At 69.8% G+C, this 18,565-nt stretch carries 13 protein-coding genes; 4 read left to right on the forward strand and 9 right to left on the reverse strand.

All coding sequences use genetic code 11. From position 1 onward, the window contains the following. Positions 1 to 47: 47 nt before the first annotated feature. Positions 48 to 2,039 carry a signal peptide peptidase SppA gene (gene sppA, locus G6O69_RS16820; RefSeq protein WP_172304515.1) on the reverse strand — a complete coding sequence of 664 codons (1,992 nt, stop codon included), beginning with the start codon at positions 2,037 to 2,039 and terminating at the stop codon, positions 48 to 50. A 188-nt stretch (positions 2,040 to 2,227) separates the two neighbouring features. On the opposite strand from sppA, the gene G6O69_RS16825 reads away from it, so the two are divergent. Then, positions 2,228 to 2,773 carry a hypothetical protein gene (locus tag G6O69_RS16825; protein ID WP_172304516.1) on the forward strand — a complete coding sequence of 182 codons (546 nt, stop codon included), beginning with the start codon at positions 2,228 to 2,230 and terminating at the stop codon, positions 2,771 to 2,773. Positions 2,774 to 2,792: 19 nt separating this feature from the next. Here the strand turns inward: G6O69_RS16825 and G6O69_RS16830 are convergent, their stop codons facing one another. The 4 genes from G6O69_RS16830 to G6O69_RS16845 all read right to left on the reverse strand — a co-directional run bounded on the left by G6O69_RS16830 (position 2,793) and on the right by G6O69_RS16845 (position 9,000). Further along, positions 2,793 to 4,424 carry an AMP-binding protein gene (locus G6O69_RS16830; protein ID WP_172304517.1) on the reverse strand — a complete coding sequence of 544 codons (1,632 nt, stop codon included), beginning with the start codon at positions 4,422 to 4,424 and terminating at the stop codon, positions 2,793 to 2,795. A 23-nt stretch (positions 4,425 to 4,447) separates the two neighbouring features. Then, entirely contained in the window at positions 4,448 to 5,251 is an 804-nt protein-coding gene (locus G6O69_RS16835) for a hypothetical protein (protein ID WP_172304518.1), read from the reverse strand. Between the two features lie 149 nt (positions 5,252 to 5,400). Further along, positions 5,401 to 6,546, reverse strand: coding sequence for an acetyl-CoA C-acyltransferase (locus tag G6O69_RS16840; RefSeq protein WP_172308258.1), 1,146 nt, complete (start codon positions 6,544 to 6,546; stop codon positions 5,401 to 5,403). 36 nt (positions 6,547 to 6,582) lie between these two features. Further along, a complete protein-coding gene (locus G6O69_RS16845; protein WP_217909853.1) occupies positions 6,583 to 9,000 on the reverse strand; it encodes a 3-hydroxyacyl-CoA dehydrogenase/enoyl-CoA hydratase family protein in 2,418 nt (805 codons plus the stop codon). 111 nt (positions 9,001 to 9,111) lie between these two features. On the opposite strand from G6O69_RS16845, the gene G6O69_RS16850 reads away from it, so the two are divergent. Continuing rightward, complete coding sequence (locus G6O69_RS16850) at positions 9,112 to 11,880, forward strand: lytic transglycosylase domain-containing protein (RefSeq protein WP_176396893.1); 2,769 nt, start codon at positions 9,112 to 9,114, stop codon at positions 11,878 to 11,880. 273 nt (positions 11,881 to 12,153) lie between these two features. Then, positions 12,154 to 12,693 carry a hypothetical protein gene (locus G6O69_RS16855; protein WP_172304521.1) on the forward strand — a complete coding sequence of 180 codons (540 nt, stop codon included), beginning with the start codon at positions 12,154 to 12,156 and terminating at the stop codon, positions 12,691 to 12,693. A gap of 95 nt (positions 12,694 to 12,788) precedes the next feature. On the opposite strand, the gene G6O69_RS16860 is transcribed toward G6O69_RS16855, so the two are convergent. The 3 genes from G6O69_RS16860 to G6O69_RS16870 all read right to left on the reverse strand — a co-directional run bounded on the left by G6O69_RS16860 (position 12,789) and on the right by G6O69_RS16870 (position 16,316). Further along, on the reverse strand, positions 12,789 to 14,786 hold the full coding sequence (locus tag G6O69_RS16860; RefSeq protein WP_172304522.1) for a methyl-accepting chemotaxis protein: 1,998 nt from the start codon (positions 14,784 to 14,786) through the stop codon (positions 12,789 to 12,791). A 173-nt stretch (positions 14,787 to 14,959) separates the two neighbouring features. After that, positions 14,960 to 15,619, reverse strand: coding sequence for a 3-oxoacid CoA-transferase subunit B (locus G6O69_RS16865; protein ID WP_172304523.1), 660 nt, complete (start codon positions 15,617 to 15,619; stop codon positions 14,960 to 14,962). A 1-nt stretch (position 15,620) separates the two neighbouring features. Beyond that, a complete protein-coding gene (locus G6O69_RS16870; RefSeq protein WP_172304524.1) occupies positions 15,621 to 16,316 on the reverse strand; it encodes a CoA transferase subunit A in 696 nt (231 codons plus the stop codon). Positions 16,317 to 16,436: 120 nt separating this feature from the next. On the opposite strand from G6O69_RS16870, the gene G6O69_RS16875 reads away from it, so the two are divergent. Continuing rightward, positions 16,437 to 17,426, forward strand: coding sequence for a fibro-slime domain-containing protein (locus G6O69_RS16875; protein WP_172304525.1), 990 nt, complete (start codon positions 16,437 to 16,439; stop codon positions 17,424 to 17,426). Here G6O69_RS16875 and rpe read toward each other — a convergent pair. After that, the gene (gene rpe / locus G6O69_RS16880; protein ID WP_172304526.1) at positions 17,413 to 18,132 is read right to left on the reverse strand and encodes a ribulose-phosphate 3-epimerase; all 720 of its coding nucleotides are present in this window, start codon (positions 18,130 to 18,132) and stop codon (positions 17,413 to 17,415) included. The genes G6O69_RS16875 and rpe overlap by 14 nt on opposite strands. Between the last annotated feature and the right edge of the window lie 433 nt (positions 18,133 to 18,565).

Raw genomic sequence — 18,565 nt, forward strand, 5'->3', positions numbered from 1 at the left:
CGCACGGACCCCAATGGACTCCGAGGGGAGCCGGTGTCTGGCCTCGCTCAGACCGGCTGGGCCCACTCCACGGCCCACAGCGTGGTCCCGCGCAGCTGCATCAGCGTATGCAGCGAGCCGCGCACGGTCTCGACCAGCTGGGCCTGCGCCGGGCCGAGGCCGAGCGCGAGCTCGTCGAGGACCAGGCTCAGCCCCGGCGGGAGCCCGTCGGCGCCGAGGCCGACGCTGGCTTGGACGGCGGCGGCCTGGTCGAAGCTGCCGAGCAGGTCCTTGAGGGTCGGCTCGCCGGGGTAGACCTCGAGCTCGACCTCGGCGCCGACGGAGCCGAGCTCGCGGGCGGCGGCCAGGGCCTGGTCGAGGCCACCGATCTCGTCGACGAGGCCGCGGGCCTTGGCGTCGGCCCCGGTCCACACGCGGCCCTGGGCGATCTCGTGGACGGCGTCGCGCTCCATGCCGCGGCCGGCGGCGACCCGCGACAAGAACACCTCGTAGGTCTGCTCCATCATCCCCTGGACCAGCTCGCGCTCGCCTGCGGTCCACGGATCCATGGCCGACCACATCAGCGCGCGCTCGCCCTTGGTCACGGCGTAGGTCTCGATGCCGAGGCGCGAGAGGGCCTCGCCGAGGACGATCTTGCCCCCGACCACGCCGATCGAGCCGGTCAGGGTGTCGGCGTCGGCGTAGATCTCATTGGCGCCGCAAGAGATGTAGTAGCCGCCCGAGGCCGCGACCCCAGCCATGGACACGACGATCGGCTTTTTGGTCTTGAGGCGCTCGACGGCGTGCCAGATCTGCTCCGAGGCCAGGGCGCTGCCGCCACCGGAGTCGACGCGCAGGACCACGGCCTGGACCTTGTCGTCGGCGGCGACGCGATCGAGCACGGGCACGAGCTGCGCCGAGGCGATCTCCTGGCGGGCGCCCACGGCCCCCTGGCCCTTGCCGTCGATGATGTTGCCGACGGCGTAGATCAGGGCCACGTGCGGCTCGCTGGGGCGCTTGGGCGGGGCCAGGCCGATGAAGCGCTGCAGCGCCATGGGGTCGGCGAACATGTCTTGCTTGGACTCGACCTTGGCCCAGCCCATGGCCTGGTCACCCTCCCCGCGCACACGCTCGAGGTAGGCCTCCCACGGCTCGACGGTGTCGATCAGCCCGGCCTCGGCGGCCTGCTCGCTGGTGAACAGGGCCGTGTCGATCCAGCCCTCGACGGTCTCGCGCGGCTTCTTGCGGCCTTCGGCGATGCCGCTGACCATGGTCTCGTAGCCGTGGTCGATGATCGCCTGGAGGGTCTCGATCATCTCGGGCGAGGGGGCCTCGCGGGTCAGCGGCTCGGCGGCGCCCTTGAACGCGCCGACGTGGAGGAAGTCGGCCTTCACGCCGAGCTTGTCGAGCAGACCCTTGAGGTGCACGGGGGTGGCCGCGGGGCCGGGCAGGACCAGGGTGCCGACGGGGGCCATGGTCAGGTCGTCGCAGGCCGAGGTCAGGTAGTAGCTGTGGTTGTCGAGGACCTCGGCGTGGCAGTGCACGCTGCGCTCGCCCCCGGCCTTGAACTCGAGCAGGGCGGCGCGCAGCTCCGCGGCCCGGGCCATGTCCATGCTCGTCGAGCCCACGCGCAGGACCAGGCCCTCGAGCTGCTCTTCCTCGCCGAGCTCGTCGAGCTCGTCGAGGAGCGCGCGGGTCTGCTTGCCGCCGCTCGAGCCGAAGGCGAAGGGATCGAAGCTCTCGACCTCCTGGACGGCGCCGGACAGGGCGAGCACGCGCAGGTGCGGGGCGTCGGCGTCGAAGCCCTCGGACTGCTTGGGGGGATCGTAGGGTCCGGGCTCGCCGAGCTTCTTGCCGAGCATCGCGGCGAAGGGGTTTTGGGCCATGGCCGAGAAGGGGTTGCTCTCGTCGTCGTCGTCCGAGTCCTCGCCGTCGTCTTTCTCAGCTTCGTTGGCGGCGTCGCTCGCGGGGGCGTCGCCGGTCTTGGGCTCGCAGGCCGCGAGGGCGCAGAGGGTCGAGAGGAAGAGGCCGGAGGTGAGGAGGTGGCTGAGTTTCTTCATGATGGTGATTCGGCAGCTTGGGAGCGTGCGAGCGCCTGCTTAGTTTCGCATGGCCATCCAATGGTCTGACCTCGCGGTCGGGGCGCGGGCGACCGCGCACAATCACGTTGTTTTGCGGAAGATTCCCCAGCGAGTGAGCGCGCTCGGGTGTGGCGGTGAGCGAGCTGGCGGCCTACCATCGAAAGACGATGGCTCATGGCCGTGCCCCCGTGCTCCGCGGCGCTCAGCTGCTGACCCTGCTCTGGGCTGTCACTGGGGTGCTCGCGGTCCTCGTCGACGCCATCGTCCGGCTGCTGCCGCGGGCCCTCGAGCCGGTGATGGCCGGTGAGCTCGACTTCTTCGGCGCCGCCGCCTACCTCGCCGCGATGGTCGGCCTGGGCTACAGCGAGGGCTACCGCGGCTTTCAGTGCCGGTTCTCGCCGCGGGTCGCCGCCCGAGCCATGCACCTGGCGCGCACGCCCTCGCCGTGGTGGCTGATCGCTCTGGCCCCGGCGATGGTCATGGGCCTGGTCCACGCCACGCGCCGGCGGCTGATCGGCTCGTGGGGGCTGGTCGGGGCGATCATCACGATGATCCTGCTCGTGCGCATGCTGGATCAGCCGTGGCGCGGGGCCGTGGACGCGGGCGTGGTCATCGGCCTGGGCTGGGGGGCCGTGGCGACCGTGGGCTGGGCGGCGACGGTGCTGCGTGGCCGCGACCCGGGGATCGAGCTCGACCTCCCCGAGGACGCCTGAGGCAGCCGCGCTCGGGTGCTCAGGCCGTCTCGATCTCGTGCAGCCCGAGCTCGTCGATGGCGATCTCTCGCATGCGATATTTTTGGATCTTGCCGGTCACCGTCATCGGGAATTCGTCGACGAACTTCCAGTGCGCGGGGATCTTGAAGGTCGAGATCTGACCCTTGCAAAACGCGACGAGCTGCGCGGGGCTGGGGCTCGCGCCGGGCTTGGGCTTGATCCACGCCATGACCTCCTCGACGTACTTCTCGCTGGGCACGCCGATCACCTGGACGTCGGCGATCTCGGGGTGGGTGTAGAGGTACTCCTCGATCTCGCGCGGGTAGATGTTCTCGCCGCCGCGGCAGATCATGTCCTTGATGCGCCCGGTGATCTTGACGTAGCCCTCGGCGTCCATGGTCGCGAGGTCGCCGGTGTGCATCCACCCGCCGGCGTCGATGGCCTCGGCGGTGGCGCGGGGGTCGTTCCAGTAGCCGAGCATCACGCTGTAGCCGCGGGTGCACAGCTCGCCTTGTTGCTCGCGGGCCAAGGTCGCGCCGGTCTCCGGGTCGATGATCTTGATCTCCACGTGGGGGTGGATCGAGCCGACCGTGGACACGCGCTTGTCGAGGGGGTCGTCGGTCCGCGACTGGGTCGAGACCGGCGAGGTCTCGGTCATGCCGTAGGCGATGGTCACCTCGCCCATGTGCATGCGGCTTTGGACCTGCTTCATGACCTCGATCGGGCAGGGCGAGCCGGCCATCACCCCGGTCCGCAGGCTGCTACAGTCGAAGGCCTCGAAGCGCGGGTGGTCGAGGGCGGCGATGAACATGGTCGGCACGCCGTAGAGCGAGGTGCAGCGCTCGGCCTCGACGGCGCGCAAGGTGGCCTCGGGGTCGAAGGCCTCGGCGGGGACGACGATCGTCGCGCCGGTGGTCGTGCACGCCATGTTGCCGATCACCATGCCAAAGCAGTGGTAGAAGGGCACCGGGATGCACACGCGGTCGGCCGCGGTGTAGCGCAGGATCTGGGCGCAGAAGTAGCCGTTGTTGAGGATGTTGTGGTGCGAGAGCGTGGCGCCCTTGGGCGCGCCGGTGGTCCCCGAGGTGTATTGAATGTTGATCGGGTCGTCGAACTGGGCCAGGGCCTCGCGCGCGGCGAGGGTCTGGTCGTCGACGCCCTCGGCCTTGGCGAGCAGCGCGTCCCAGTCGCGGTCGAGCACGTAGACCTGCTCGACGCTGGGGCAGTCGGCGGCGACCGAGGCGAAGATCGCCTCGTAGTTGGTGGTCCGAAAGCCCGCGCTCATCACCAGCACGCTCACGCCGCTCTGGCCGAGGGCGTAGCGCAGCTCGCTGGCCTTGTAGGCCGGGTTGACGTTGACGAGGATCGCCCCGATCCGCGCCGTCGCGTACTGCAAGATCACCCACTCGAAGCGGTTGGGGGACCACACGCCCACGCGCGCGCCCTTGTCGACGCCGCAGGCGATCAGCGCCTTGGCGGCGCGGCTGGTGTGCGCCCACAGCTCGCGGTAGGTGCAGCGAAAGTCCTGGTGGACCGCGACCAGGGCCTCGCCATCGGGGACGCGCTCGACGGTGCGGCGGAGGTTTTGGCCGATGGTCTCGCCGAGCAGGGGGGTCGCGCTGGCGCCGTGGGTGTAGGCGGGCTGGGTCATGGGGTCCTCGCGGTCTCGGTGGATCAGGGGCTCTGGAGGTCGAACTCGATGCGGTGGGTGATCGACTGACCGGCGAACAGGTCGGTGATCTCGAGCTCCAAGGTGTAGTGACCAGGGCCGGGCACCGACACGTTGCCGGTCACGCGCCCGCCCTTGCTGCCGGCCTCGGCCTGGGGGAAGCGCAGGTGGTCGCTCTCGCGCTGGTGGTAGACGCGCTGGCCCTCGGCGTCATAGACGACCTTGGCGACGTTGAGCTGGTGCTCGCGGAACTGCGAGTCGAGGCCCTCGACGCTGAGCGCGTAGTAGACGTCGGCGGGGTCCGTGGGCGCGGGCAGGGGCTGGTCTTCGTCGTCGAGGAAGGCGAAGGCGGTCACGCGCAGGCTGCCGGCCTCGGCCTCGAGGGCGCGGTCGACCATGGCCTGCCACTGGGCGTCGGCGAAGCTGAAGCCCTCGACCTTGCCCGCGACCGCGGTGACCTCGAGCTCGACGCTGCCGCGGTCGAAGTGCGCGAGGTAGCGCCGGGTCTGGCCGTCGGCGACGACCTCCTCGGACTGGGTCTCGAGCTCGACGGGGCCGAGCCAGCGCAAGGTGCGAGCGATGACGGCGAGGTCGCGGCCGGCGAGGGCGGGGCCGAGCTCGGGGCCAGCGAGGGCGTCGAGGGCGTCCTCGTCGGCGGCAGACAGCGCCGAGAGCAGGTCGTAGGCGAGGGCGTCGGCGGGGTCCTTGGCCTCGGGGTCGACGCTGGCCGCGTCTTGCTTCTTGCACGCGGGGGTCAGCGCGGCGGCGCCGAGCAGCAGGGCGACGAGCAGGTGCCGGGGGGCGGGCATGCGCCCATGATAGCCACGCCCACGCGAGCTTTGGGCGCAGGCGGCAAAAAACGCGGGCCAAGGACGTGGTCCTTGGCCCGCTTTGGGGCGGCCGCGCGCAGGGCTGCGCGGCCGAGGTCGGCCCCGGTCGGCTCGGGGCCAACTCGAAGCTAGTAGAGCGCCTCGAAGATGCCCGCGGCACCCATGCCGCCGCCGATGCACATGGTCACCATGCCGTAGCGGCCCTTGCGACGGCGCAGCTCGTGGACGAGCGTGGCCGTCAGCTTGGCGCCGGTGCAGCCCAGGGGGTGACCCAGGGCGATCGCGCCGCCGTTGACGTTGACCTTGTCGGTGTCGAGGCCGAGGGTCTTGACCACGGCGAGGGACTGGGCCGCGAAGGCCTCGTTGAGCTCGAACAGGTCGATGTCCCCAAGCTCGAGGCCGCACTGCGCGAGCACCTTGGGGATGGCCTCGACCGGGCCGATGCCCATGAGCTCCGGGGCCACGCCGGCGACGGCGTAGCCGACGAAGCGGGCCAGGGGCTTGGCGCCGATGGCCTTGGCCTTCTCGGCGCTCATGACCACGGTCATGGCCACGCCGTCGCTGGTCTGCGACGAGTTGCCGGCGGTGACCGAGCCCTTGACGTGGAAGACCGGGCGCAGCTTGGCCAGGGCGGCCGCGTTGGAGTCGGCGCGCGGGCCCTCGTCGACCGCGAACATCGGACCCTCGAGGGTGGTGACCGGGACGATCTCGTCCACGAAGCGACCGGCCTCGATGGCCGCGAGGGCGCGGCGGTGGCTCTCGAGGGCGAAGGCGTCCTGGTCGGCGCGGCTGACCTCGTACTTGCGCGCGACGTTCTCGGCCGTCACGCCCATGGACACGTAGACCTCGGGGCGCTCGGCGACCATCTTGGGGCTCACGCGCGGCTTGTTGCCGCCCATGGGCACCATCGACATCGACTCGACGCCGCCGCCGACGCCACACTCGATGGCGCCGACCATGATGCGCTCGGCGATCATGGCGATGGTCTGCAGGCCGGAGCTGCAAAAGCGGTTGACGGTCAACGCGGGGGTCTGATCGGGGCAGCCCGCCCCGATCCCGATGGTCCGGCCGATGTTGAGGCCCTGCTCGGCCTCGGGCATGGCGCAGCCGATGGCGATGTCCTCGACCATGGCGGGGTCGAAGCCCTCGATGCTCGCCATGGTGGCGCGCAGGACCTCGGCCCCCATGTCGTCGGGGCGAGTGTTTCGCAAGGTCCCGCGCGGGGCCTTGGCGACCGCGGAGCGCTTGCTGGCGACGATGACTGCTTCACGAATTTCGGGCATGGCTTGGTTCTCCTTCGTCGTCAGCGCCTAGTTGCGGAGGGGCTTGCGGGACTCGAGCATGTGTTGGATGCGGGCGAGGGTCTTGTCGGTGCCGCACAGCGACAAGAAGGCCTCGCGCTCGAGGTCGAGGAGGGTCTGGGCGGTGACCGTGCGGGCCGTCGGCGTCATGCCGCCGGACAGCACGTGGACCATCTTCGAGCCGATCAGCTGATCGTGCTCGCTGGCGAAGCCACCCCAGCCGAACTCCTGGACGCCGAGCATCAAGTTGGCGCCGCCGGGGGCACCCATGACGTGGATCGGCTCGTTGCGGTCGGGGGGCACGTAGCCGCTGGCGGCGAGGGCCAGGGCGGCCCGCTTGGCGTCGGCGAGGACGCGGTTGCGGTGGAAGCTGACGCCGTCGCTGGGGCGCAGCCAGCCGGTCTCGCGCGCCTCGAAGGCGGACATCGAGACCTTGCCGGTGGCCGCGGCCTCGAAGCCGCGCCGGACCCAGGCGAACACGTCGCCGCCGGGGACCAGGCTCGCGTGGGCCGAGGCCCGACGCGCGATCTCCTTGAGGCCGCCGCCGGCCGGGAGCACGCCCACGGCGATCTCGACGAGGCCCATGAACAGGTCCGCGTTGGCCTGGATGTGGTCGGCGTGGAGCGAGACCTCGCAGCCGCCGCCCAGGGTCTGGCCGTAGGGCGCGACGACCACGGGCAGCGGCCCGTGGCGCAGGTTCATGACGGTCTGCTGGAGCGCGTCGACGGCCTTGTCGAGCTCGTCGAACTTCTTTTGCATCGCCCACATGCCGATCTGCAGCAGGTTGGCCCCGCGGCAGAAGTGGTCGTCCTGACCGCCGATGACCAGGGCCGAGAAGCCCTTGTCGGCGAGCAGGGCCGGGGCCTCGTTCATCATCGTGACCACGCCATCGTCGAGGACGTTGGCCTTGCTGCGGAACTCGAGCAGTGCCACGCCGTCGCCGATGTCGATCAGCGCGGCCGTGGAGTTGCTGGTGATCTCGGCCTGGGGCTTGTAGGCGTCGAGGATCAGCATCCCCGCCGGGACCTCGACGTCGACGTAGCTCGCGCCGTCGAACACCTGCTGGCCCTTGCCGTAGACGCCCTTGTACCAGGTCGCCTCGGCGCCGCCGGTCTCGAGCAGCTTGGTGATCGCCGGGGCGATGGTCAGGCCCATGGCCTTCATCTGCTCGACGCACCACGACACGCCGGCGGCGTCCATGAGCTCGAAGGGTCCCATGGCCCAGCCGTAGCCCCAGCGCATCGCGTCGTCGATCTGCTTGGGGGTGTCGCAGATCTTCCCGGTCAGCAGGGCCGAGTAGTTGAACAGCGGGAGGTAGACCTTGCGGTAGAACTCGCCGGCGCGGCCCTCGAGGCGGATCGCCTGGTTGACCTTGGACTCCTGCGAGCCGCGCAGCTTGAGCTCGGGGAAGCTCGGCTCCTTGCGCTCGCGGTAGTCGAGGGTCTCGAGGTCGAAGGACAGGATCGTCCGCTTGCCCTGGGCGTCCTTGGCCTTCTTGTAGAAGCCCTGGCCGGCCTTGTCGCCGACCCAGCCCGCCTCGATCAGCTTTTGCATGGCCGCGGAGGGCTGCATCAGCGCGTGCAGGGGGTCGTAGTTGTCCGCCGCGGGGTCGCCCGAGAGGTTCTCGCGCAGGTTGTTGATCACGTGCGCGGCGACGTCGAGGCCGACCATGTCGCCGAGGCGATAGCTGCCGGTCTTGGGCCGCCCGACGGGCTTGCTGTTGAGCGCGTCGACCTCCTCGATGGTGTACTTGCCCTCGAGGGTGGTGCTGAAGGTCAGCAGCATCTCGCCGATGCCGATGCGGTTACCGATGAAGTTGGGGGTGTCGCGGCACAGCACCACGCCCTTGCCCAGGACCACGTCGGACCAGCGCGCGACGTCCTCGACCACGGCGGGATCCGTGAAGCTCGAGGGGATGACCTCGAGCAGGTGCATCCAGCGCGGGGGGTTGAAGAAGTGCAGGCCCAAAAAGCGCTTGCGGGCGTCCTCGGGCATGGCCTCGGCGATGTCCGAGATCGGGATGCCCGAGGTGTTGCTGGCCAACACGGTGGTCGGCTTGGCCGCCGCTGCGACCTTCTTGAACACCGTTTGCTTGATGTCCAGGCGCTCGACGATGGCCTCGATGACGATGTCGCTCTCGGCGACGGCCCGCTCGAGGTCGTCGTCGAAGTTGCCCGGCATGATCCGGGCCGCGAAGTCCTTGGACATCAGCGCCGGAGGCCTGGCCTTGGGCAGGAGCTTGAGGGCTCCGGCCGCGAGCTTGTCGCGGGCGGCCTTGGGGGCGTCGGCGTCGACGCCCTTGGGCACGATGTCGAGCAGGTGGGTGCGGATGCCTGCGTTGGCGAGGTGGGCGGCAATACCAGCGCCCATCGTCCCGGCACCCAGCACGGTCGCTACCAGCTGGTGGGGAGGTCGGTTCAGCGTCACGGGGCGGACGATAGACCCCGCTGGGGGGCTTGACCATATCTGCGCCAGATAAATGGTACAGAGCTCACGATTTGCTAGAATTCGAGGCGTTCGCGCGCAGCCATGGCTGGCATGCACCATAAACAAGGCGCCTTGTGCACCCTCGGAGCGGCCCTCGGCGTATGCCTCGGCTTCGTCGCTTGCGCGACCTATCCGAGCCCGCCGAGCAAGCAACCGGTGGCCCTGAGCGACAGCGAGGGCGCGGCCGAGGCGAGCGAGGCGGCGAAGGCCGAGGCGATCGAAGCTGGCTCGCCAGAGGATGACGCGGCCGACTCCCTCGACGCCGAAGCAGCGCAGGCCGAGCGCGCGCCACCTTGGTCACCCCCGCGAGAGACGATCCTCTCCGGCGTCGAAGGGGCGGGCCAGCTCCTCGCCCTCGGTCGGGCACGAGACGCGCTGGATCACCTCGCCGGGCTCGATGCGCTCGGCGGGGCTGGCGATCTCGCCGGCGCGCCAGCTGGCGACTCGGGGGCCGATGCGGATAGCCAGTCTGGCCAAGGAAGGCCCGAGCGCACCCCCGAGTCGCGCGAGTGGTTCCTGGCCGGGGCGATCGCCGGGCGAGCGCACATGCGCCTGGATCAGCCCGACCAGGCGGTCCTCGCCCTCGAGCCGCTCGCGGCCAGCAAGCAGTTCGCCGATCAGCTGCCCCGGGACATCGTCGGCTACGAGCTCGCCGTGGCGCGGGTGGCCTGGGCCAAGAGCGGCGCGCTCGATCGCGCCGCGGCCGACATCCAGCTGCGCAAGGCCGTCGACGAGCTCGGCGCGCTCAAGAGCCTGTCCCCGGATCGCATGCGCGCGGCCATGCGCGCGGCTCAGGGCGAGGCCATGGCGGCGATCCAGGGCGAGGACGAGCGGGCCAGCAAGCGCGCGGCCAAGAAGGCCGACAAGGCGCTCGAGCGGCTGATCTCGAGCTTCCCCAACCACCCCGAGGTCGGCGTCTGGATGCTCGAGCGCGCCCTGGCCAAGCTCCGCGCGGGCGCGACCGAAGAGGGCGCGGCGGCCCTGCGTCGCGTGTACATCGAGCGCGCCGGCGAGCCCGAGGCCGAGCAGGCCTGGGAGGCGCTCACGGCCCTGGCCGCGGACCAGGAGCGGCCCAAGTTCGACGCCGGTCCGCTGAGCGCCCGCGAGGCCATCGACGCTGGCGGGGCCGCCCGTGTCCTGCGTCGCCTCGAGCGCTCCGCGGCGCTGCTCGAGCCGCTGTGGACCGACGAAGACCAGCCTCGACACGTGCGCCGCGAGGCTGGGCGCTCCCTGGCCTGGACCTACTACAAGACCAGGGACTACGACGCCTGCGCCGAGATCTTCGCCGCGCTCTACCGCGAGGTCCCCTCCCACGACACCCGCGGGGACCTCAGCCGCTGCCTCGAGCGAGGCGGGCGCTACGAGGAGGCCGTGGATCTGTGGGCCGGCGACGAGCCCAAGGACGCGCGCGCGGCCTCGCTGTGGACCGCCATCGAGCTCGCCGTCGACGGTGGGCTCTACCAGCGGGCCAGCGATCTGCTCGAGGTGTTCGAGAAGCACCACCGCTACCACGCCAGCGAGCGCCGCTGGCTGCACGCCTGGCTGCCCCTGCGCCTGGGCCTGGACGAGCAGGCGCGGGTGGCCTTCACCGAGCTCGTCGAGCAAGGCCGCGCGGGCGAGCGCGAGCGAGCCGCGCGCTACTTTCTGGGCAAGCTCGAGCTCGCCAGCGAGGACCGAGCGCGCCACCTCCAGGGCGTGCAGCGCCTGCAAGACCTGGCCGGCGAGGGCGACCAGCGCGTCGCCGCCAGCGGGGTGATCGGCGGGACGCCGATCTACTACGGGCTGATGGCGCGGGCCCGGCTGCGCGAGGCCGGCGAGGATCCGGGGCCCGAGCCGGTGCTCGGCCCGCTCGACTGGGAGTCGCGGTGGATCGACCACGCGCAGACCCTGGACCTGCTGAAGACCGCGGCCACGCGCTACGGCGAGTACTTCTCCTCGCTGGTCCGCGCCGAGCAGCTCTACGCCGCGGGCTGGCGCGAGGAGGGCAGCCGGGAGCTCCGCGTCGCCCTCGACGAGTACATCAACGCGCGCAGCGTCTACGAGGGCGGCGACATGCCGGGCACGCGGACCGAGGCCCTGGTCGCTGGCCTGGCCTGGGCGCCGCAGTGGCGCCACCCCAAGGCGGTGGTCGGCCGCGCCGGTCGCCAGGCCATGCGCGACGAGCAGCTGCGCGAGGACATGCGCGAGCTGTTCATGGAGCTGGCCTGGGCGGGGCAGGAGCCCTACCGCTTCGCCAAGCTCAGCGCCGCCACCTACCCCTACCGCACGCGCTGGCACCTGCGAGCCTACCGGGAGCCGATCGAGCGCCACGCCTGGACGCGCGAGGTCGACCCCCATCACCTGTGGGCGCTGATGTACACCGAATCACGCTTCCGCCGGCACGTGGTCAGCTACGTCGGGGCCCGCGGCGCCCTGCAGATCATGCCCTGGACCGGGCGCCAGCTGGCCGAGCGCCTGGGCGAGCTCGAGCCCGGCGAGCGCTTCGACCCCGACCTGCTGTTTCGTATTGAAGACAACAGTCGCCTGGCCACCTATTACATCAGCGAGCTGCTCGCCAAGTTCCATGGCCAGCCGACCTTCGCCTACGCCAGCTATAACGGCGGTCCCAGCAATGTCGCGCGCTGGCTGAAGGCCAAGGCCCAAGGCCCAAGGGGGGTGGGACTCGACGAATTCGTCGAAGAGATCCCCTTTTCCGAGACAGCCAAATACGCGCGTCGGGTCATGGAGGTTCAGGCCGTCTACGACTTGATGTATCGCGGCAGCTTCCCCCAGTGGTCCAACGAGGTCGACCCCGAATTCGAGCAAAACATCGATTTTTGAGGGTCTCTGCGGCGGGCGAAGCTCGAAAACCAATTTCAGGAAAATGAGTTTTTAGTGCAGCTCCGGCGAGGCCCTCGCCGGCGTTGAAAACCACTTTCGACGGGTTCGTCACCCGTGTTGTCGGGATTCGAGAGAAGATTCATCGATAGTTCGTGGGTTCGCTCCGGTCAGAGGAGACGATTTTTTTGCGCAAAAGCCACGCTCAATCTTGACGGGACCTGGCTCTATCCCGCATCAATCCCCGCACCCTCCGCACCCCAATAGAGAGTCATCATGTTCGCTAAATTCCGCTCCCTGGTCCTCGCCGCCCCCCTCTTCGCCTGCATGAGCTGCGCGATCCAGCCCGGCGACTACGTCATCTACCGCGTCGCCTTCTCGGAGTCCGAGGCTGGAGCCGACTGTGGTGAGCCCAGCGACGACGTCATCGATGACGAGTCCGACTTCACCACGCCCACGTCCATGGCGATCTTCGCCTTCGACGACGTCTACTTCCTCGAGTTTGGCGACGACGGCATGGGTGGAGTCACCGCCCTCGAGGGCACCCGCAGCGGGTCGACCTACAACTTCAGCGGGACCTCCATCGACGTGACGGTGATCAACCCCGACGACGACAGCAAGACCACCGCCGAGTACACCGTCGAGGTCGAGCTGGCGATCAACGGCAAGAACATCAACGGCGTGGCCACGACCTACTCGAGCACGACCTGCTCCGGCGACAGCTGCCCCGAGGACGTCTACCCCTACTCCTGCACCTCGGCGAGCCGCTTTCGCGGCTCCGAGGTGAACGACGCCGACCTCGAGCGCACGATCTGAGCCCTCCTCGCCACGCTCGAGCGTGTGCTGAACGAAGAGCCGCAGCGGTGGACCGCTGCGGCTCTTCGTATTTGGGGTAGCGGCGGTCGCCAGACTCAAGGCTCGCCGCGGAGCTTGAACTCTCGGGTCGTGCGCTCGAGGGCCTCGACCTGGCGGCGCAGGCCGTCGGCGGCGGCGCTGGTCTGAGAGGTGCTCGAGGACGACGCGATCACGAAGGCGGCCATGGACTGCGCGGTGGCCGAGGCCTCGGCGGCGCCGGCGTTTTGTGTCTGGGTGAGGGTCGAGATCATCCGCGCGGCCTCGGCCGTGTCCTGGGCGAGCTTGCGGCTGTGCTCGGTGGCGGCCACGGTGGTCGTGGTCGCCGACTCGATCGCCGCGACGCGGTCGCGGACGTCGGCCACGGTCCCGGTCACGCGCTCGGCGAGGCGGCGCATCTCGGCGGCGACGATCGCAAAGCCGCGTCCGGCCTCACCGGCGCGGGCGGCCTCGAGCGAGCCGTTGAGGGCGAGCAGGTCGCTGCGATCCGCGACCTCGCTGATCAGCGCGAGCAGCTCGCGGATGCCCCCGGTCTGCTCGCTGAGCTCGTTGATCCTCGTGACCATGGCGTCGGTGGTCGCCAGGCTCTGCTCGGCGTCGTGGAGGACCTTGGCGGCGACCTCGTTGATCTCCACGGCGGCGTTGGCCAGGCCCGCCGTGGTCTGGCGCAGGGCCTCGACGCCCGAGGTGTTTTGGTGGGCGGCGGCCTCCTGCTCCTGCATCGCGGCGTGGATCTCGGCGGCGGCGGAGCTGACCTCCAAGGTGGTGGTCTGCAGGCGCGCGACCATGTCGTGGAGCTGGGCGAGCATGGCCCTGAAGGCGTCGTGGAGCTCGCCGGGGTGCTCGAGGGCGACGCGGAGGTCGCCGGCGGCGATCGCCTTGGCCGCCGTCGCCAGCTCCTCGAGCATGTCGAGCATGTCGTTGAAGTTGGTGGTCAGGCTGCCGACCTCGTCGGCGCGCACCGGGGTCGCGCGGACCAGCGCGCCGATCTCTCCAGCCTCGACCATGTTGCGGGTGGCGCGATCGAGGAGCGCGAGCGGCTCGAGCATCACGCGGGTCAGCGAGCCGATGATCTGCGCGGACAAGACGAGCACGACGAGGGTGAGCGAGATGAGGATCAGCAGGCTGATCCCGAGCTGCTCGGGGGGGCGGCGCTCGAGCAGCAGCCAGCGCTGCCCGTCGAGGGGGAGAGCGGCGAGCACCAGCTCGCGGCGGGCGTCGAAGTTGCTGCGTGGCGCGCGGGGGTCCTCGCCCGGCGCGGCGGTGAGCAGGGTCGGGGGGACGCGGTCCACGGGCACGAGGGTCGGGCCGTCGAGGGGGTCGCTCACCGCGGGCGGGCGCGCGAGGCTCGAGCCAGGGGCGCCGAGCTGCGCGGCCTCGCGGGTGAGGGCCTCGCGGAGCTCGGCGCCGGTCCGCTCGCGGATGACCTGCGAGCGCAGCTGAATGGTCACCGCGCCGAGGGTGGAGACGATGGCCAGGACCACGCTGAGCGCGACCAGGGGGAGCTCGCGCGCGAGCGAGGCCCGCGGACGCTGCGGGCGCAGGCGGCGGGCGACGAGGGCCGGCCCGAGCGCGCGCATCAAGTCGTTGCTGAGCTGGCGACAGTGCGGCCAGTGCAGCGTGGGGTTGATGGTCACGCCGATCAGCAGCAGCGCGCCCGAGGCGATCAGCTCGGCCGGGGCCAGGGGTCGCGCGTCGCTCAGACCGAACACGTTTGCGAGCAGCGACAGGCCGGGGACCGCCAGCCAGCCGAGCGCGTAGCCGGGCAAAAAGCGCGCGAACAGCCGCTGGATCGTCTCGTCGGCGGTGACGCAGTCGCGGTCGCTCGCCGCCTCGCCCAGGGCCTGCCAGCGGCGGATGGGCGCGAGCAGCCGGCGCATGTGCAGGCGCATCAGGAGCATCCGCGGCAGGTGCAGCGCGAGATAGAGGCGCAGATCCACCACCCCGAGCACAGCCCAGGTGATCGCCATTGGGATGATCGCGCCGACCTCGAGGACGAGGGCGCGCGCGAGGGCGCGCTCGAGCACCTTGGAGGTCGCCCGGGGACCTTCGACCATGCTCGAAGATATTCGGCGCAGACGCGCATGCACGCGTTTGCGGTGTGAACATTCAAAAGGCGAGGGTTGCTGACGACCCTCGCCTTCGCGCGCCCGACCGGCGCGATCATCATGTTTGGTGCCGGTGGTCGGGCGCCGTCCTGCGCCCGACCGCCGAGGCTGGCGGCGCCCCGCTAGTCGACTTGGATGACCACAGGGTCGGCGTCGACGAGGATCTTGCAGCCGCTCTTTTTGCGGACCTCGTCGACGTTCACGCCCGGGGCGATCTCGACCAGGCGGCAGCCCTCGGGTCCGAGCCGGAAGTAGCCGAGGTCCGTGACGAGCTCGCCGACCACGGCCTTGCCGGTGAGCGGGAGCTTGCACTGCTCGAGCAGCTTGGGCTCACCGGCCTTGTTGCAGTGATCCATGGTCACGATCACCCGCTTGGCCCCGGCGACGAGGTCCATGGCCCCGCCCATGCCCTTGACCTTCTTGCCGGGGATCATCCAGTTGGCGAGGTCGCCGTGCTCGCTGACCTCCATGGCCCCGAGCACGCACAGGTCGAGGTGCCCGCCGCGGATCATCGCAAAGCTGTCGTGGCTGCCAAAGAAGCTGCCCCCGGGGATGGCGGTGACGGTCTGCTTGCCGGCGTTGATCAGGTCGGGATCGACGGCGTCCTCGGTCGGGAAGGGGCCCATGCCGAGCAGCCCGTTTTCGCTGTGCAGTACGACCTGCACGCCCTCGGGCACGAAGTTGGCGATCAGCGTGGGCATGCCGATGCCGAGGTTGACGTAGTAACCATCGCGTAGCTCTCGCGCCACGCGCTTGACGATCTGTTCGCGGGTCAGCGCCATCTCAGGCCTCCCTCGTGGTCCGAAATTCGATCGGCTTTTCGTAGGACTCTCCGACGATGATGCGATCGACGTAGATGCCGGGGGTGTGGATGAAGTTGGGGTCGAGCGCGCCGGGCTCGACGAGCTCTTCGACCTCGACGATGGTGACCTCGGCCGCGGTCGCCATGGCCTGGTTGAAGTTGTTGGCCGTGTAGCGATAGACGAGGTTGCCGTGGCGGTCGCCCTTCCACGCCTTGATCAGCGCGAAGTCGGCGCGCAGCGGCTTCTCGAGCACGTACCAGCGGCCGTCGATCTCGCGGACCTCCTTGCCCTCGGCGACCAATGTGCCGTATCCGGTTGGGGTATAGAATCCACCAATGCCGGCGCCGCCAGCTCGAATGCGCTCGGCGAGTGTCCCTTGTGGCACCAAAGTGACCTCGAGATCACCCGACAAAAACAGCCGCTCGAAGGTCTTGTTCTCGCCGACGTAGGAGCCGGTCATGCTGCGGACCTGGCCGGCGTCGAGCAGGACCCCCAGGCCCTTGCCGTCGATGCCGCAGTTGTTGGAGATGACGTCGATGTCCTTGAAGCCAGCCTGGTGGACGGCTGCGATCAGGTTCTCGGGGTTGCCGCACAGCCCGAATCCCCCGGACATCAAGGTCATACCGTCGCGCATGCCCTCGATGGCAGCGCTCGCGGATGGGTAGGTCTTGTCCATGGCGGGGCCAGTGTCGCGCGGCGGCGGCGACCCGCGCAAGGTTATTGTCCGGGCTCACGCGCTGAAACCACGCGTCGCTTCGAGTGAGCATCGCGAGCGCCTCCGTGCTACTTGGAGGATATGAAACGAAGGCGACTGGTTAACGCGGGCGCGCTGGCGCTGTCCCTGAGCGCGGCGAGCTCGGCGGGCTGTGGAGAGGACCCCAGCGGCGCCGACTCGGGGGAGACTCAGGGCACCGAGGAGAGCGCGAGCGGGAGCGGCGACGAGATTGATGAGAGCGGATCTGGCGAGAGTGGATCCGGCGAGAGCGGCTCGGGGTCGAGCGAGAGCGACTCGGGTTCGAGCGAGAGCGACTCGGGTTCGAGCGAGAGCGACTCGGGTTCGAGCGAGAGCGACTCTGGGTCGAGCGAGAGCGACTCTGGGTCGAGCGAGAGCGACTCTGGGTCGAGCGAGAGCGACTCGGGTTCGAGCGAAGAGTCGACCGAGACCGGCGACCCGCTCGACTGCGGGACGATCCTCGCGACCATCCGCGACTTCTCCTCGAGCCACCCCGACTTCGAGTCCTTCTCGGGCAGCGGCGCGACCACGGGCCTCGTCGAGGAGCAGCTCGGCGGCGATCAAAAGCCGGTCTACTCGGGGACCGGGGCGATGGTCAATCAGATGACCTCCGAGGAGAATTTCAACCAATGGTACAACGACGTCGACGGGGTCAATTACACCTTTGGGGTCGAGCTGGTGCTCGAGGAGGTCTCCCCGGGGCTCTACTCCTACGCCAATAACGCCTTCTTCCCCGTCGACGATCTCGGCTTCGGCAACGAGGGCAACAACCACAACTTCCACTTCACCACCGAGATCCACACGAGCTTCACCTACGAGGCCGGCCAGCAGTTCACCTTCATCGGCGATGATGACCTGTGGCTGTTCATCGACGGTCAGCTGGTCATGGACCTCGGCGGGCTGCACTCGGCGATCGAAGACACGATCGACATCGACGACCTCGGGCTCACGGCCGGGCAGCAGTACTCGATGGACATCTTCCACGCCGAGCGCCACACGAGCGCGTCGAACTTCCGCATCGACACGAGCATCGCCTGCTTCAACCCCCAGTAGCGCCGTCGGTCGCGTTGGCGGCCTCGCGCAGGGCCGCGATCGCGCCGGCGTAGTCACCGGGGTGCTGCGGGCTGCGGAACACCGCAGAGCCAGCGACGAAGACATCGGCGCCGTCACGCGTGACGGCGCCGATCGTCTTTGCGCTCACGCCCCCGTCGACCTGGATGCGCGTGTCGAGGCCGCGCTCGTCGATCATCGCCCGCAGGGCGCGGAGCTTGGGGCGCACCGAGGGGATGAAGGCCTGGCCGCCAAAGCCCGGGTTGACGGTCATCAGCAAGACCAGGTCGCAAAGCTCGAGCACGTGGACGATGGCCTCGAGCGAGGTGTGTGGGTTGAGGCTGACCCCGGCGAGCACGCGGCCGCCGTCGTGGCGCTCGAGCGCGCGGATCTGCTGGAGGTTGCGGTGCAGGTGCGGGCAGGCCTCGGCGTGGACGGTGATCCCGTCGGCGCCAGCCTTGGCGAAGTCGGCCACGTAGCGCTCGGGCTCGACGATCATCAGGTGGCAGTCGAGGGGCTTTGGAGTGACGGGGCGCAGGGCCTGCACGACCATGGGTCCAATTGTCAGGTTGGGGACGAAGCGGCCGTCCATGACGTCGACATGGATCCAGTCGGCGCCGGCCTCGTCGATGGCGCGGACCTCTTCACCCAGGCGGGCGAAATCGGCGCTGAGGATGGAGGGGGCGATGGTGATCGGTCGCGCAGGCATGAGGGCGCGGCATGATAAACCCGGCGCGGTCCCGTGTCTGGTGCGGACGCTGGGCGTGGGCCGTGTCCTGCGCAGCGCGCTGAGGGGTCTGCCGAGGCCGCGCGAGCGAGTCGAGAGCTGCCGTGCAGGCGGGCGCACGTACGGCAAATAGACACCCGAAGTCGCGGCCGCGCGGTCTGGCGCTCGGCCGTGGTTCGGATCGCACCATGACGAGATCGTCGCGGGTCGTCCTGACACGTCCGCGCGCTGACGCGGCGTTCGTGGGTCGCGCGTGGTCGGTGGCAAGGGCCATGGCCACCACACTGATCCGCGTGGTCTCCCCATGCTCGCCTCGTGAGCGCGCGAAGCCATCGCCACGTCTGGCGCCACGTCTGGCGCAGGCGGTGCGTCGATGCCTGCGCAGCAGCGGTGAAATACGCAAAGGCGCGTGCGC

The sequence above is a fragment of the Pseudenhygromyxa sp. WMMC2535 genome (assembly GCF_011083025.2).

Excerpts from the sequence above, each read along its gene's own strand:
- G6O69_RS16875 (WP_172304525.1), top strand. The coding sequence starts at position 16,437 with ATGAAACGAAGGCGACTGGTTAACGCGGGCGCGCTGGCGCTGTCCCTG.
- G6O69_RS16855 (WP_172304521.1), top strand. The coding sequence starts at position 12,154 with ATGTTCGCTAAATTCCGCTCCCTGGTCCTCGCCGCCCCCCTCTTCGCC.
- sppA (WP_172304515.1), bottom strand. The coding sequence starts at position 2,039 with ATGAAGAAACTCAGCCACCTCCTCACCTCCGGCCTCTTCCTCTCGACC.
- rpe (WP_172304526.1), bottom strand. The coding sequence starts at position 18,132 with ATGCCTGCGCGACCGATCACCATCGCCCCCTCCATCCTCAGCGCCGAT.
- G6O69_RS16830 (WP_172304517.1), bottom strand. The coding sequence starts at position 4,424 with ATGACCCAGCCCGCCTACACCCACGGCGCCAGCGCGACCCCCCTGCTC.
- G6O69_RS16825 (WP_172304516.1), top strand. The coding sequence starts at position 2,228 with ATGGCTCATGGCCGTGCCCCCGTGCTCCGCGGCGCTCAGCTGCTGACC.
- G6O69_RS16835 (WP_172304518.1), bottom strand. The coding sequence starts at position 5,251 with ATGCCCGCCCCCCGGCACCTGCTCGTCGCCCTGCTGCTCGGCGCCGCC.
- G6O69_RS16870 (WP_172304524.1), bottom strand. The coding sequence starts at position 16,316 with ATGGACAAGACCTACCCATCCGCGAGCGCTGCCATCGAGGGCATGCGC.
- G6O69_RS16860 (WP_172304522.1), bottom strand. The coding sequence starts at position 14,786 with ATGGTCGAAGGTCCCCGGGCGACCTCCAAGGTGCTCGAGCGCGCCCTC.
- G6O69_RS16850 (WP_176396893.1), top strand. The coding sequence starts at position 9,112 with ATGCACCATAAACAAGGCGCCTTGTGCACCCTCGGAGCGGCCCTCGGC.
- G6O69_RS16865 (WP_172304523.1), bottom strand. The coding sequence starts at position 15,619 with ATGGCGCTGACCCGCGAACAGATCGTCAAGCGCGTGGCGCGAGAGCTA.